Raw genomic sequence first — 15,995 nt, 5'->3', positions numbered from 1 at the left:
GTAACCCGAAGCACACGGAAACACCCTCTAAGGAGACGACAGAACATGACCCGTCAACCCCCAGTACCGGCACGTCGGAAACAAGGGGCCGCGCGATGAGGGTTCTGCTGCTCGGTGCCAACGGTTTCCTCGGGCGCTTCGTCGCCGACCGGCTGCTCGCCGATCCGGCCGTGCATCTGACCGCACTCGGCCGCGGCGACGACGCCGACGTACGGTTCGACCTCGCCGGCGGCAGTCCCGGAGCGCTCACCCGCTTCCTGGACGCCGTCCACCCCGGAGTCGTCATCAACTGCGCCGGCGCCACCCGGGGCGGCGCCCGCGACCTGACCCGGCACAACACCGTCGCCGTCGCGACCGTCTGCGAGGCGCTGCGCCGCAGTGGCTGCGGCGCCCGCCTCGTCCAGCTCGGGTGCTCCTCCGAGTACGGGCCCTCCCAGCCCGGCTCGTCCACCGCCGAGGACGCGGTGCCACGGCCCGGCGGGCCGTACGGCGTGAGCAAGCTGGCCGCCAGCGAGCTGGTGCTCGGCGCGGGGCTCGACGCCGTCGTGCTCCGGGTCTTCTCGCCCGTCGGACCCGGCACGCCCGCGGGTTCCCCGCTCGGCCGGCTCGCCGAGGCGATGCGCCGCGCCATGCAGTCCGGCGACGGCGAGCTGAAGCTCAGCGGCCTCGGCGTGCAGCGCGACTTCGTCGATGTACGCGACGTGGCCCGCGCGGTGCACGCCGCCTCGCTCTCCGCCGCCCAGGGCGTCGTCAACATCGGTACGGGGCGGGCGGTCCGGCTCAGGGACGCCGCCGCCGTCCTCGCGAGGGTCGCCGGGTACGGCGGCGCCCTGCACGAGCTGGACGCGCCCACCGGCCCGCAGCGCCCCGCGCACGGGCACGCCCCCCACGCCACCCTCGGACCGCAGCGCGGCGAGCATCCGTCGGAGCAACTGGGCAGCGGACCCTTCCCGTACCCCGACGGCTGCGGCGGCTGGCAGCAGGCCGACGTCCGCACCGCGCGCGACCGGCTCGGCTGGCGGCCCCGGATCAACCTGGAGGAGTCGCTCGCCGACATCTGGATGGAGGCGGCATGTCGCATCTGACGACGACCGGGGGCAGCCTGTCGGCCACCGGCGCCGCCGGGCTCGGCTTCGGCATCCCCGGTTACGCGCATCCGCTGCTCGCCCCGGTCGAATGGGCCGAACTGACGCGCCCCGGAACGCCGTTGCACTGGGCCGTGCTCAACGTCGCGGACGGGCCGGGCAGTAGGCCCGACCCGCACTGCCTGGAGGCCGCGGGCCGGCTCAGGAACGCGGGCGTACGGGTGCTCGGGCATCTCGACCTCGCGTACGGCGCGCGGAGCTTCGGCGAGATCATCTCGGAGGCGCACGACTTCCACGACTGGTACCGCGTCGACGGCTTCTACCTGGACCGGTGTCCGGCGCAGGCGTCGTACCTCCCCGACGTCAGGCTCATGGCGGCGACGCTGGACACCATCTCCCACAGCGGGCATCTGGTCCTCGGCCACGGGACGCATCCGTACCCCGGATACGCCGAGATCGCCGACCAGTTGGTCACCTTCCGGGGGCCGTGGACCGACTACCGCTGGTCACAGGTGGCCGAGTGGACGGCGGACCATCCGCCCGAACGCTTCGTGCATCTCGTCCACGGGGTGCCCCGCAGCCATCTGGACGAGGCGACACGGATCGCGCGCTGGCAGGGCGCGGGCACGATCTTCTTCACCGACCGGAGCGATCACGACGACCGGATCGGACAGAACAGCCCATTCGCGGCCCTGCCCGGCTACTGGGACGAAATCGTCTCGCAGATCGGACCGGGTGTCTCGGAATGAGAAGGCGCGTGGCAGTGTTACCGGAAGAACAAACGTACTGACCAATCGACCAATCCCCTGTTGAGGTCCCTGTGTCGCTGCCACCCCTGGTAGAGCCCGCTGCCGAGCTCACCGTCGACGAGGTCCGCAGGTACTCCCGTCACCTGATCATCCCGGACGTCGGGATGGACGGGCAGAAGCGGCTGAAGAACGCGAAGGTGCTCGTCGTCGGCGCGGGCGGGCTCGGCTCGCCCGCGCTGATGTATCTGGCCGCGGCCGGTGTCGGCACGCTCGGCATCGTGGAGTTCGACGAGGTCGACGAGTCGAACCTCCAGCGGCAGATCATCCACAGTCAGGCGGACATCGGCCGCTCGAAGGCCGCTTCCGCGCGTGATTCCGTCCTCGGTATCAATCCGCTCGTGGAGGTCGTCCTCCACGAGGAGCGGCTCGAGTCCGAGAACGTCATGGAGATCTTCTCCCAGTACGACCTGATCGTGGACGGCACGGACAACTTCGCCACCCGCTATCTGGTCAACGACGCGTGTGTGCTGCTCGGCAAGCCGTACGTATGGGGCTCGATCTACCGCTTCGACGGCCAGGCGAGTGTCTTCTGGTCCGAGCACGGGCCCTGCTACCGCTGCCTCTACCCGGAGCCGCCGCCCCCCGGCATGGTGCCGAGCTGCGCCGAGGGCGGTGTCCTCGGCGTGCTGTGCGCGTCGATCGGGTCCATCCAGGTCAACGAGGCGATCAAGCTCCTCGCGGGCATCGGTGAGCCGCTGCTCGGCCGCCTGATGATCTACGACGCGCTGGAGATGCAGTACCGCCAGGTCAAGGTCCGCAAGGACCCCGACTGCGCGGTCTGCGGCGAGAACCCGACCGTCACCGAGCTCATCGACTACGAGGCCTTCTGCGGCGTCGTGTCCGAGGAGGCGCAGGTGGCGGCGGCCGGTTCGACGATCACTCCGAAGCAGCTCAAGGAGTGGCTCGACGACGGCGAGAACATCGAGTTGATCGATGTGCGGGAGCCGAACGAGTTCGAGATCGTCTCCATCCCGGGCGCCAAGCTGATCCCGAAGAACGAGTTCCTGATGGGGAACGCGCTCCAGGATCTGCCGCAGGACAAGAAGATCGTCTTGAACTGCAAGACGGGTGTCCGCAGTGCGGAGGTGCTCGCGGTACTGAAGTCGGCCGGTTTCGCCGACGCCGTGCACGTCGGCGGCGGAGTGGTCGGCTGGGTCAACCAGATCGAGCCGGAGAAGCCGATCTACTGAGTGACCTGCTGAAGGACACACATACGTAGGAGGCCGGTCCACGCAGCTCGTGGACCGGCCTCCTACGTATGTGGGGCGCGCGCCGCCGCCCCACGGGGTCACTTGCAGACCGTCCCGGCCTTCGGCACCTTGCCGTCCAGCAGATAGCCGTTCACGGCGTTCTGCACGCACTCGCTGCCGCTGTTGTACGCGCCGTGCCCCTGGCCCTCGTACGTCAGCTCCACGCCGACGCCCTTGCCGAGCGCCTTCGCCATCGCCTGCGCGCCCTCGAACGGCGTGGCCGGGTCACCGGTGTTGCCGATGACCAGGATCGGGGCCGCGCCCGGCGCGCTGACGTCCGGCTTGTCCGACTCGCCCGGCACCGGCCACTCGGAGCACCCCAGCAGGCCCCAGCCGAGGAAGTCGCCGAAGACCGGTGACACCTGGCGGAATTCGGGGAGCTTCGCCTTTGTCTGCGCGAGCGTGTAGCGCTGCTTGGAGTCCACGCAGTTGACCGCCGCGTTGGCCGCCTGGATGTTGCTGTACTGGCCCTTCTCGTTGCGGCCGTTCATCGCGTCGGACAGGACGAGCAGCAGCGCGCCGCTGCCGCCGTCGGCCTCGTCCAGACCCTGTTCGAGCAGCGGCCAGTACTCCTTCGAATAGAGCGCCTGGGCAATGCCGTTGGTGGCCTGGGTCTCGGTGAGCTGCCGGCCGCCCAGGCCGGCGATCGGCTTCTTGTCGAGCCGGTCGAGCAGAGCGACGACGAAGTTCTCGATCTCCTGCGGGGTGCTGCCCGGCAGCTTGCACGCGTCGCCGCGGCTCACGCAGTCCTTCGCGAAGTTGGTGAGGGCGAGCTGGAAGCCCCTGGCCTGGCCGAGCGAGCCCTGTTCGGAGCTCTCGGTCGGGTCCACGACGGCGTCGAAGACGGCGCGGCCGACGGACTTCGGATACAGGTGGGCGTAGACGCCGCCCAGCTCGGTGCCGTACGAGATGCCGAAGTAGTTGAGCTTGTCGTCGCCGAGGACCTGGCGCATCAGCTCCATGTCGCGTGCGGCGTTGACGGTGCCGACGTGCGGGAGCGCCTTGCCGGACTTCTGCTCGCAGCCACCGGCGTACCACTTGAGGCCGTCGACGTAGGACTTCTCCTCGGCGGTGTCGTCCGGGGTCATGTCCTTCGCGTAGTACGCGTCGAGCTGCTTGTCGTCCTTGCACTCGACGGGGTCGCTGCGGCCGACGCCGCGCGGGTCGAAGCTGACCAGGTCGTAGCGGGTACGCAGCTTCTCGTAGTCCTTGCCGAAGGAGGGCAGTCCGGTCACACCGGAGCCGCCGGGCCCGCCGAAGTTGAAGACGAGCGAGCCGAGGCGTTTGCCCGGGTCGCTCGTCCTCGCCCGGATGAGGGCCAGCTCGATGGTGCCGTCCTCGGGCTTCGCGTAGTCGAGCGGGGCGGCCATGGAGGCGCACTCCCACTTGGTGCCGCCGGGCAGTGGCGACGGAGCCGTACCGCCGCCCTCGGCCGCCGACGGGGTGGGGCACGCCTTCCAGTCCAGCTTCTGGGAGGTCAGGTTCTTGGGCGCGGCGGTCTTGTCGCTCTCGTGCTGACCGTCTTGCGCGTCCTGGTTGTTCTGGCTGGTCTGCCCGTCCTGGCCGCTGCTGCCCGAGTCGGAGCCGTCGGAGCCGGAGCATCCGGCGGCGGCCAGCAGGGTGGCGACGGTGACGGCGGTCGCGGCGACCAGCGCCGGGCGGCGCCGTCCGGCGGGTGCGGTGGACGAGGAGAAGGAGGGCATCGGCATCTCCCCATGGTGCGTCGTGCCGGGGAGCGGCGCGCGGCCCGGGGTCCAGCCGGGTGGTGACGGGGCTCCGGGAGCCGCGTCAAAGGGCTCCCTTGCGGGTGAGGTGGTTGAAGCAGATCCACCCGGGCAGCACCGGCAGCCACAGGGTCATCATCCGGTACAGCAGCACCGCCGGGGCCGCGACCTCCTTGGGAACGCCCGTCGCGATCAGACCGATCGTCAGCGCGCCCTCGACGGCGCCCACACCGCCCGGCGTCGGCGCCGCCGACCCCAGCGCGTTGCCCGCGAGGAACACCACGGCGATGCTCGCGTAACTCAGCTGCTGATGACCGTCGTTGAAGGCCCGGATCGACGCGTCCAGGCACATCACGAACAGACCGGTCAGCAGCAGCATCCCGCCGATGCCGGTGAGGAGTTTCATGGGCCGCTGGAGCACGTCGAGCATGCGCGGCACCACACCCGCGAACAGCGAACGCAGCCGCGTCACCACGAACTTCCGGAGGAACGGGATCGCGGTGACGACCAGCACCAGCACGGCGACGGTCAGCAGCCCCGCGATCACCGTCCTCGACGGGGTCAGGGAGGTCGTCTTCTCCGTACCGGTCAGATAGCCGAAGGCGAGCAGCAGCAGGATGTGCGCGCCGAGTCCGAACAGCTGCGAGGCGCCGACGCTGGCGACGGCGAGCCCCGGGCGTACGCCCGCGCGTTGCAGGAAGCGGGTGTTGAGCGCCACCCCGCCGACCGCCGCCGGGGCCACGAGCTTGACGAAGGAACCGGCGACCTGCGCGACAACCGTACGCAGGAAGCCCACCCGCTCCGGGACGAAGCCGAGCAGGCTCATCGCGGCGGCGACGTAGCTGAGCGCCGAGAACAGGACCGCGGCGGCCACCCAGCCCCAGTGCGTCTTGGCGAAGACGTTGCCGAAGTCGATCCCGGCGAGCTGCGTGAGCAGGAAGTACGCGGCGATCGCGCCGGCGATGAAGCTGACGAGGGTGCGGGGTCTGATGCGCTCCAGACGGACCGGTTCGACCGGCGCCTGCGGTCTGATCAGCAGCACCTGGCCGCGGATCTGGGAGAGCAGATCCTCCTCGCGCACCTCGTCCAGCGCGTCGTCCAGGGCCTTCTTCTCGGCCTGCTTCTCCGCGCGCAGGGACCTGCGGGCCGCCTTGCGGTCGGCGTCGTTGGTCGCCGCCGCCACCTCCGCCGTACGGGCGTGCTTGGCCGCCTCGGAGGCCCGGAGCACCGCGTCGCGCTCACGCTGGGACCGCTCACGGGCGAGCCGGCGCAGTGTCGTGCGCGTGGAACGGCTGAGCGCGATCGGCTGGAGCAGCGGCAGACAGTCGGCGACGGCGTCGGGGCCGAGGACGTCCACGGCGGTGGCCACCGCCCGCTCGGCGCCGATCCGCAGCCCGACCGTGGTGAGGAGCTGCGCGGTGTCCATCCGCAGCACCACGTCGCCCGCCGCGATCTCACCGCCGCGCAGATCCGTGACGATCACATTGCCGTCCTGGTCGACCAGCAGGGCGTCGCCGGTGAGCCTGCGGTGGGCGATACGGCGCGACTGGAGCGCCTTCACCTGCTTCCAGGCGCCGCGCACCAGCTCGTCGGTGATCTCGTCGTCCGGCATCGAGTCCAGGGAACGGCCGCCCATGTGCTCGTACACCAGGATGACCGCGTCGGGGCCGAGTTCGGAGGTGGCGATCAGCTTGGGGGCGTTGGCGCCGGCGGCGATGGCGGCGTACGCGAGGAGCGCTTCCTGCTCCAGCGCCTGGCGCAGGGAGGGGATCGAGCGGCGGGTGCTGATCGAGCGCAGGGTGAGGCGGCGCCAGACTCGGTAGAAGAAGCCCTGCGCCTGCTGTTCCCGGTCGACGACGGTGACGTCGAGCGGTGGACCCTCGTCGAGGGTCACCAGATAGCGGCGGCCCCGTTCGCCCTGCTCGGCCGAGTCGCCGGCCTCCTCCGGCTCGGCGCGCATCGCGCTGACCGGGCGGAAACCCACATGGCGAAGTCCCGCCATCAGTGTCTGGCCGGTGGGCCTTACGTTGGGAGAGCCGACCGTGTAGAGCGTGCCGTACGCCACGGTCCAGCCGATCAGCACGGTGAGGATGATCGAGAACGGTGTGGTGTAGCCGGCGACCAGCATCGCGAACGCGTCGAGCAGCAGCACCACCCACAGCACGACGCGCCAGCGGGGTCTGCGGGCCATGCCCACGGCGGTCATATAGGCGATGACGGGCGCGAGATAGCCGTGTACGGGGTCGGTGAGCCCTTCACCCGGCTGTGCGCGGGTGAGCGCGTCCTGGATGGATCCGGGCGCCGCGCGGGCGACCCACAGATCGGTGGCGAGCGTCACGCCGTGCGCGAGGACGGCGGCGAGTACGCCGTCCGCGATCCGCAGGCCGTCGCGTTTGATCAGCCGCTCGATCGCGAAGGCGACCGGGACGAGCAGTACGGCGATGCTGGAGATCAGACCGGCGACCTTGACGAGCAGGTCGGGGGCCTGTCCGGTGCCCTTGCTGATGTCCTGTTCGAGACCGGACGTGGTGCCGTGGGCGAAGGCGGAGAGGCCGATGACGACGGCGATGGCGAGGACGCCGATGAGCAGACGCAGCAGGTCGGACGGGCGGTGCACGCGGGCGGCGAGCAGCGGCTCGTCTCCGGAGAGCGGGTCGGCGTGGCTTCCGGGAGGGGCGTCGCGGCGGACTGTCTCGTCGGTGTCGGCGTCCGTGTCGGCGTCGGACTTGGCGGCGGCGTCAGGGGCGGGGGCGGTGCCGTTCTCCTCGCCGGCTTCGGTCTCCGCACCGCCGTCGGGGCCTGATTCCGGGCGCGACCCGGCGTCAGGGGTGCCCGCCACCGTCGGAGGCTGCACGCCCTGCTCCTTCGTCGAATCCGTGTCTTCTTGATCTCGTATCACCAGTCACCGCCCGCATGATGGTGGCACGCCAGGGTGACAGAGGGGGGTATCAGGGTGCATTGAGGAACGCCGCGTCGGCCGTGCCCGGGCGTGCGGGCGGCTCGTCGCGCCGGGACCGGTGGCCGGGCGGACTGTCGGTGGTGTGCGGCAGGATGGGACGGATGAGGAGCGACGAACCCGACGAGATGTCCGGAGATCTGCCCGAGTACGCGGAGCGGGTGCTCGACGTGGCCGACCTGATCCCGTCCGGCCGGGTCATGGCCTACGGCGACGTCGCCGAATGGCTCGGTGAGGGCGGCCCACGTCAGGTGGGCCGGGCGATGGCGCTGTACGGCGGGGCCGTGCCCTGGTGGCGTGTGGTCCGCTCGGACGGTGTGCTGCTGGCCGGTCATGAGCTGGAGGCCCTGGCCCGCTACCGCGAGGAGGCCACCCCGCTGCGGGAGGCCCCGCGCGGTGCCGAAGGCCATCTGCCGCGCCTCGATATGAAACGGGCGCGATGGGACGGCCGGTCGTCGGAAACCGGCACCGACGGGGGCACTGATACGGGCGATGTCGCTCACAACTGACAGTTTCTGACATTCCGCTGCGCTGCGGGAGGTCCCGCGAGTCTGCTGAGGACCGTACGGATGACCGGACGGCGCGATCACCGTGTCCGCCGCACCCGCGAGAGCGGTCGGACCAACAGGCGGACTCCACGCTTCCGCGCCGCCCCTCCGCGTACCCTCGTCAGCTCCCGACCCACACACCTCAGAAACCCCCGTCACCACCAGCATCCCCTCCAGGACCGGCGATCCACGTGAGCTCCTCCTCTTTCACCGGGCGTACCCCGCACCGTCGGGTACGGCAGCGGACCTCCGGTGCGTACCGACTGCTGCGCACGGCGCCGGTCGCGGTGGATCCCCCTGTGCTGGACGCAGCGCAGCGCCCGGTGGTTGACCATGGCCGCGGGCCGCTGCTCGTCCTCGCGGGTCCGGGCACCGGGAAGACGACCACGCTGGTCGAGAGCGTCGCCGCGCGGGTCGCGCGGGGTGCCGATCCGGAACGGATGCTCGTCCTCACCTTCAGCCGCAAGGCGGCGGTCGAACTGCGCGACCGTACGGCGGTCAGGCTGGGCGGCGCGCAGGGACCGCAGGCGACCACCTTCCACTCATTCTGTTACGCGCTGATCCGTGCCCACCAGGAGGCCGACCTCTTCACCGAACCGCTGCGGCTGCTCTCGGGGCCGGAGCAGGACGTCGCCGTACGGGAACTGCTCGCCGGCCAGCTCGACCTGGAGCGCCGGGGGCTGGCGCACATCCGCTGGCCCGACGAGCTGCGCGCCTGCCTCACCACGCGCGGCTTCGCCGACGAGGTACGCGCGGTGCTCGCCCGCAGCCGTGAGCTGGGGCTCGGTCCGCACTCCCTGGCCGTCTTCGCGCGGCGTACAGGCCGCCCCGACTGGACGGCCGCCGCCTCCTTCCTCGCCGAATATCTCGATGTCCTGGACATGCGGGGCGTCCTCGACTACGCCGAGCTGGTCCATCGGGCGGTGCTGCTCGCCGAACGGCCCGAGGTCGCGGCGTGGCTGGCCGACCGTTACGACGCGGTGTTCGTCGACGAGTACCAGGACACCGACCCCGCACAGGTCAGACTGCTCAGGGCGCTCGCCGGGAATGGCCGCACACTGGTCGCGTTCGGCGACCCGGACCAGTCGATCTACGCGTTCCGGGGCGCCGACGTGAACGGCATCCTCGACTTCCCGGACGCCTTCCCGCGCGCGGACGGGCGCCCGGCCCCGGTGGAGGTGCTGACGACCTCCCGGCGCTCCGGCGCGGGGCTGCTCGCCGCGACCCGGCTGCTGACCCGCCGGATGCCGCTCAACCGGCTGCCCGCCGAGAAGGTGCGGGCGCACCGCGAGCTGGCGGCGGTCCGCGAGGGCGGCCGGGTCGAGACGTACACCTACCCGACCGCCTCGACCGAGCTGGAGAACGTCGCCGACATCCTGCGGCGCGCGCATCTTGAAGAGGGCGTGCCGTGGAGCGAGATGGCGGTGCTGGTACGGGCCGGAGGCCGGACCATCCCGGCCGTGCGGCGGGCCCTGACCTCGGCGGGCGTGCCCCTGGAGATCGACGGCGACGATGTGCCGCTGCGTCACGAACCGGCGGTGTCGCCGCTGTTGACGGCGCTGCGCGCTGTCGCGACGGCGGCGGTCGGGTCGGCGCACGGAGAAGCGGAGGGGGAGACGGCTGACTCGGTCGGGGCGGAGACGGACGGCGCGGAGGCCGAGGAGGGGTCGGACGACGCCGACGCCGACACCGGCGCGGGTGCGGGTGCGGCGGACGACGCCGGGGTCGCGGGCGGCCGGCTCGATGTCGAGACCGCGCTCACGCTGCTCACCTCGCCCCTCGGTGGCATGGACGCCGCCGACCTCCGCCGCCTCGGCCGGGCTCTGCGCGACGAGGAGCGGGCCGCCGGGAACCGCGTACCGCCCCCCTCCGACACGCTCCTGGCCCGCGCGCTCGCCGAACCGGAGCGGCTCGTCACACACGACCCCGCCCACGCGCGCGGCGCGCAGCGGCTCGGCGCGCTGCTCGCCAAGGCACGTGACCTGCTGGCGGGCGGCGGCACCGCCGAGGAGGCGCTGTGGGAGCTGTGGAACGGCACTCCCTGGCCGGCCAGGCTGGAGCGCTCGGCCCTGCGCGGCGGCGCCGCGGGCCGTAACGCCGACCGGGACCTGGACGCCGTGTGCGCCCTGTTCGACGCCGCGGCACGGGCCGAGGAACGCACCGGCGGGCGGGGCGCTCTCAACTTCCTTGAGGAGATCGCCGCCCAGGACATCGCCGCCGACACGCTCAGCGGCAGATCCGTACGGCCCGACGCCGTCCGTCTGATGACGGCGCACCGCTCCAAGGGCCTGGAGTGGCGACTCGTCGTCGTCGCGGGTGTCCAGGAGGGGCTGTGGCCCGACCTCCGGCGTCGTGGCTCTCTTCTGGAGGCGGACAGGATCGGCCGTGACGGTCTGGCGGAGCCCCTCACTCCCGGCGCCCTCCTCACAGAGGAGCGACGCCTCTTCTACGTGGCGGCGACCCGCGCCCGCGAAAGGCTCGTCGTCACGGCGGTCAAGGCGCCCGCCGACGACGGCGACCAGCCGTCCCGCTTCCTCACCGAACTGGGCGTCGACCCCAAGGACGTCACCGGCCGGCCGCGCCGTCCGCTCGCCGTCGCCGCGCTCGTGGCCGAGCTGCGCGCCACCACCGTGGACCCGCAGGCGACACCCGTGCTGCGCGACGCGGCGGCCCGACGGCTCGCCCGGCTCGCCGCGCTCAGCGACGAGGAGGGCCAGCCACTCGTCCCCGCCGCCCACCCGCACCGCTGGTGGGGCCTGTACGAGCCGACGCACAGCGCCGTCCCCCTGCGCGACAGGGACCAGCCCGTCGCCCTGTCCGGCAGTGCGCTGGACCAGCTCGCCAACACCTGCGCGCTCCAGTGGTTCCTCGGGCGCGAGGTCAAGGCGGACGAACTGTCCACCGCCGCGCAGGGTTTCGGCAATGTCGTCCATGTCCTGGCCGACGAGGTGGCCTCCGGCCGTACCCCCGCCGACCTCGCCGTCCTCATGGAGCGCCTCGACTCCGTCTGGGACGCGCTGGCCTTCGACGCGCCCTGGAAGTCCCAGCAGGAGAAGCAGCACGCGCGCGTGGCGCTGGAGCGTTTCCTGCGCTGGCATGTGATGGACCGCGCCGGGCGCACACCGGCGGCCACCGAGCACGCCTTCGACGTCACCCTTGAGGCGGGCGCCTACGAGGTACGGATCCGGGGCTCCATGGACCGGGTGGAGCAGGACGCCCAGGGGCGGGCCTACGTCGTGGACTTCAAGACCGGCAAAGCGGCTCCTACCAAAGAGGAGGTCGCGCACCACCCGCAGCTCGCCGTGTACCAGCTCGCTGTGGGGGAGGGCGCCGTGGACGAGGTCTTCGACGGGCGGCGGCCGGAGGCCGGGGGAGCCGAACTCGTACAACTGAGGCAGGCGGCGGCCAAGAAGGAGGGCGGTGAGGACCTGCCCAAGATCCAGGCTCAGGAGCCGCTCGCGGGGGAGTGGGTCGGCGATCTGCTCGCGACGGCGGCCGGGCGCGTACTGGACGAACGCTTCACGCCGAGCGCCGGCCAGCACTGCGCGCACTGTTCCTTCCGCGCGTCGTGCAGCGCGCGGCCGGAGGGGCAGCAGATCGTGGAGTGAGCGCCTCTCCCGGATGAATCCCCTCGTGCACCTGCACCCTTCGCGCTCCTCGGGCGGTCGGAAAGGGAACGGCACGTCAGGCACGGAGTACGAGACGTGCCAGAGGTGCCAGATGCGCGAGGAGACGACAGATGACCGCGATCAAGCGGAAGTTCCTGATGCCGGCGCTGGTGAGCGTGGTCACGGCGGCCGGTGTGGCGAGTTGTTCCACCGGCGGCGCCGCCGAGGTGGCGGACGGCGGGGTGCGGAAGGAGGCGGCGGCCGCCGCGAAGCGGGTGGCCGCGTCGTCGACGGCAGCCACGTCGGCCGATCCGTTCGCGGGCCTGGGCGCCGTACAGATCGCCCGTCGGGCCGTGGCGGCGACCAAGGGCGCGAAGTCCCTGCGGCTGACGGCGGAGAGCACGGACGACGGGCGACGCCTCAAGGTCGACTTCTCGTTGGACGAGCGGGGCACCTGCGTGGGAGGTCTGCGCCGGGACGACACCGAGGCGGAGTTCACCGTGGTGAAGGGGGTGACGTACGTCAAGGGCGACGACGAGTTCTGGCGGTCGATCGGCTCCGACGCGAACGAAGCCAACAACGGGACCGACAGGACTGACAGCACCGACCGCATCGCCCCGGACGCCGAGAGCGCCGGTACCGACCGGAGTCCCGACACCGGCGCGGCTGATGAACTGGTCGAGCTGCTCCGGGGCAAGTGGCTCAAGATCCCCGCCGGCGCGGGCGCCTCCGCGCGGGCGCTGGGCGGCGCGTGCGACCTCGACGCGACGCTCGACGACCTGGAGACCGCCGACGCCAAGGGAGCGACCAGGGGCGCCGCCGCCGTGGTCGACGGCCGAAAGGCGGTGACGCTGGTGAAGCGGGAGACCGACGGGACGCGGACGACCTTCGTGGCGGCCGAGGGAACGCCCTATCTACTGAAAGCGGTCGGCGAGGGCGGCCAGGAGGCGGGCACGGTCCTCCTCAGGGACTTCGGCGTACCGGTCATGGCCTCGGCCCCGCCCGCCGCCGAGGTCGTCGACCTGCGGGACCTCCGGCGGTCGGCGAGCCCGGCATCCGGCCTCTGAGGTAGTGGGACCACTGACGACAGACCACCGACCACTGACCACCGGCCACCGGCCACCGGCCACCGGCCACGGAGGGGCGATCGGCGCGTGGCAACCGGGCGGTTGACGCGCGGCGACCGACAACCCCTCCGCCCGGCGGCGGTGACGTGCGGCACCCGGCGGTCGTGACGTCCCGGTCTGTCCGATTTGTCCGGCGTCCGCCTGTCAGTGGTCCCCGATAGCCTCTCTGAAGTGTCCGCACGTATCACCGACCCCGCGCAGCTCAACGAACTCCTCGGCATCCCGTTCACCCCGGAGCAGACGGCGTGCATCACCGCACCCCCGGCCCCGCAGGTGATCGTCGCCGGGGCGGGCTCGGGCAAGACGACGGTGATGGCGGCCCGCGTGGTGTGGCTGGTTGGCACCGGCCAGGTCGCGCCCGAGCAGGTCCTCGGCCTCACCTTCACCAACAAGGCGGCGGGCGAGCTGGCCGAGCGGGTCCGTAAGGCGCTCGTACGGGCCGGGGTGACCGACCCCGATCTGCTCGACCAGGACAACCCGCCCGGCGAGCCCCGCATCTCCACCTACCACGCGTTCGCCGGCCAGCTCCTCACCGACCACGGCCTGCGGATAGGGCTTGAGCCGACGGCCCGGCTGCTGGCCGACGCCACGCGCTTCCAGCTCGCCGCGCGGGTGCTGAAGGAGGCCCCGGGCCCGTATCCCTCCCTGACCAGATCGTTCCCCGCCCTGGTTGGCGATCTGCTGGCACTCGACGCCGAGTTGGCCGAGCACCTCGTCCCTACCGGCGAACTCGCCGCGTACGACACCGAACTGCTGCACACCCTCGAAGGCGCCCGGCTCACCAACGCCGACCTGCGCAAGGTGCCCGAGACCGCCACCGCCCGGCGCGAACTGCTCGATCTGGTGGGGCGGTACCGCGCGGCCAAGAGCGCCCGCGATCTGCTCGACTTCGGCGACCAGATCGCCCTCTCGGCGCGGCTGGCCCTCACCAGGCCCGAGGTCGGCCGCATCCTGCGCGAGGAGTTCCGCGTGGTGCTGCTGGACGAGTACCAGGACACGTCGGTCGCCCAACGCCTGCTCCTGTCGGGCCTCTTCGGCGCGGGCACCGGCCACGCGGTGACCGCAGTCGGCGACCCCTGCCAGGCGATCTACGGCTGGCGCGGCGCCTCCGTCGCCAACCTGGACGACTTCCCCTCCCACTTCCCGGGCGCCGACGGTTCCCCGGCCACCCGCTTCTCGCTCAGCGAGAACCGTCGCAGCGGTGGCCGCCTGCTCGATCTCGCCAACGGTCTCGCGGGGCCGCTGCGTGCCATGCACGAGGGTGTGGAGGCCCTGCGCCCCGCGCCCGGCGCCGAACGCGACGGCATCGTGCGATGCGCCCTCCTCCGTACCCACGCCGAGGAGTTGGCCTGGCTCGCCGACTCCATCGCGCATCTGGTGCGCACGGGCACGGAGCCCGGCGAGATCGCGGTGCTGTGCCGCACCGCCGGTGACTTCCCCGAGATCCAGAGCGCGCTCGTCGCCCGTGACGTGCCCGTCGAGGTCGTCGGCCTCTCCGGGCTGCTCCATCTTCCGGAGGTCGCCGACCTCGTGGCGATGTGCGAGGTCCTTCAGGACCCGGGCGCCAACGCCTCCTTGGTACGGCTGCTCACCGGCCCGCGCTGGCGTATCGGCCCCCGCGATCTGGCCCTCCTCGGCCGCCGCGCCCGCCTGCTGGTCCATCGCGCGAGCGGCGCCGACGCCGACGATCCCGACGAACGACTGGCGGCGGCGGTCGAGGGCACCGACCCCGCCGAGGTGATATCGCTCGCCGACGCGCTCGACACCTTCCTGGAGTCGGCCGGCGGCAAGGACGACGGCCTGCCGTTCTCCGCCGCCGCGCGCGTCCGTTTCGCCCGGCTCGCGGCCGAACTGCGTGATCTGCGCCGCTCGCTGGCCGACCCGCTGATGGACGTCCTGCACCGGGTCCTCGCCACCACCGGCCTGGAGGTCGAACTCTCGGCGTCGCCGCACGCCCTGGCCGCGCGACGGCGCGAGACCCTGGGCAACTTCCTCGATACGGCGGCCTCCTTCGCCGCGCTCGACGGGGACGCCACGCTCCTCGCCTTCCTCGCCTTCCTGAGGACGGCGGCGCAGTACGAGAAAGGGCTCGACAACGCGCTGCCCGGCGGCGAGAACACGGTCAAGGTCCTCACCGCGCACAAGTCCAAGGGACTGGAGTGGGACGTCGTGGCCGTCCCCGGCCTGGTCACCGGACAGTTCCCCAACAGCAAGGCCCGCGAGGCATGGACATCCCAGTCGAAGGTGCTGCCGCACGCCCTGCGCGGCGACGCCCCGACGCTCCCGGGGGTGCCGGGGTGGGACGCCAAGGGCCTCAAGGCGTTCAAGGACGAGATGCGTACGCACCAGCACACGGAGGAACTGCGCCTCGGCTACGTGACGTTCACCCGTCCGCGCTCGTTGCTGCTGGGCTCGGGCCACTGGTGGGGCCCGACGCAGAAGCGCGCCCGGGGCCCTTCGGACTTCCTGCACGCCCTGCACGACCACTGCGCGGCGGGCTTCGGCGAGATCGAGGTGTGGGCCGACGAGCCGCCGGAGACGGAGGAGAACCCCGCGCTGCTCGCGGCGGCCGAGACGCGGGCGTGGCCGCTCCCGCTGGATCCGGAGTCCCTGGCCCGCCGACGCACCGCGGCGGACACGGTCCTGGCGCACCTGGACGCGCTGACGGCCTCACCCTGGGCGGAGGAGACGCCGCACGACGAGCCGGCGCCCCAGGGGGACGCCCCGGCGCCGGACGACACGTACGACGACCCCGCGGACGAGCCCGACGCACCTGACACGCCCGACGCACCTGACACGCCTGACGCACCCGACGACCTCGACGCCCCCGACGAGTGGGAGCACGACGATCTGGCGGACTGGGACGACTGGGAGACGGAACGCGACGA

At 72.0% G+C, this 15,995-nt stretch carries 9 protein-coding genes; 7 read left to right on the top strand and 2 right to left on the bottom strand.

Annotated features, from left to right (window positions below):
- The first annotated feature begins 95 nt into the window (after nucleotides 1-95).
- From P3L51_RS15410 to moeZ, 3 genes are all read left to right on the top strand, one after another.
- Entirely contained in the window at nucleotides 96-1,085 is a 990-nt protein-coding gene (locus P3L51_RS15410; RefSeq protein WP_354605773.1) for an SDR family oxidoreductase, read from the top strand.
- Complete coding sequence (locus P3L51_RS15405; protein WP_354605772.1) at nucleotides 1,073-1,834, top strand: spherulation-specific family 4 protein; 762 nt, start codon at nucleotides 1,073-1,075, stop codon at nucleotides 1,832-1,834. Before P3L51_RS15410 ends, P3L51_RS15405 begins: the two co-directional genes overlap by 13 nt.
- Before the next feature lie 71 nt (nucleotides 1,835-1,905).
- Nucleotides 1,906-3,084, top strand: coding sequence for an adenylyltransferase/sulfurtransferase MoeZ (gene moeZ, locus P3L51_RS15400; protein WP_354605771.1), 1,179 nt, complete (start codon nucleotides 1,906-1,908; stop codon nucleotides 3,082-3,084).
- Between the two features lie 98 nt (nucleotides 3,085-3,182).
- Here moeZ and P3L51_RS15395 read toward each other — a convergent pair whose 3' ends face one another.
- Both P3L51_RS15395 and P3L51_RS15390 read right to left on the bottom strand, forming a co-directional pair.
- Complete coding sequence (locus tag P3L51_RS15395; protein ID WP_435594451.1) at nucleotides 3,183-4,853, bottom strand: alpha/beta hydrolase; 1,671 nt, start codon at nucleotides 4,851-4,853, stop codon at nucleotides 3,183-3,185.
- A 79-nt stretch (nucleotides 4,854-4,932) separates the two neighbouring features.
- A complete protein-coding gene (locus P3L51_RS15390) occupies nucleotides 4,933-7,722 on the bottom strand; it encodes a lysylphosphatidylglycerol synthase domain-containing protein (RefSeq protein WP_354605770.1) in 2,790 nt (929 codons plus the stop codon).
- 206 nt (nucleotides 7,723-7,928) lie between these two features.
- On the opposite strand from P3L51_RS15390, the gene P3L51_RS15385 reads away from it, so the two are divergent.
- The 4 genes from P3L51_RS15385 to P3L51_RS15370 form a co-directional block, all read left to right on the top strand.
- The gene (locus P3L51_RS15385; RefSeq protein ID WP_435594450.1) at nucleotides 7,929-8,333 is read left to right on the top strand and encodes an MGMT family protein; all 405 of its coding nucleotides are present in this window, start codon (nucleotides 7,929-7,931) and stop codon (nucleotides 8,331-8,333) included.
- 230 nt (nucleotides 8,334-8,563) lie between these two features.
- Nucleotides 8,564-11,980, top strand: coding sequence for an ATP-dependent helicase (locus P3L51_RS15380; protein WP_354605768.1), 3,417 nt, complete (start codon nucleotides 8,564-8,566; stop codon nucleotides 11,978-11,980).
- 131 nt (nucleotides 11,981-12,111) lie between these two features.
- Complete coding sequence (locus tag P3L51_RS15375; protein ID WP_354605767.1) at nucleotides 12,112-13,047, top strand: hypothetical protein; 936 nt, start codon at nucleotides 12,112-12,114, stop codon at nucleotides 13,045-13,047.
- 231 nt (nucleotides 13,048-13,278) lie between these two features.
- On the top strand, nucleotides 13,279-15,995 hold a 2,717-nt coding region (locus P3L51_RS15370), incomplete at its 3' end, for an ATP-dependent helicase (RefSeq protein ID WP_354605766.1).

Source organism: Streptomyces panacea (assembly GCF_040560175.1).
Lineage (GTDB): Bacteria > Actinomycetota > Actinomycetes > Streptomycetales > Streptomycetaceae > Streptomyces > Streptomyces panacea.
Note: the sequence above shows the minus strand (reverse complement) of the source record. Positions and strands in the feature narration are given on the sequence as shown.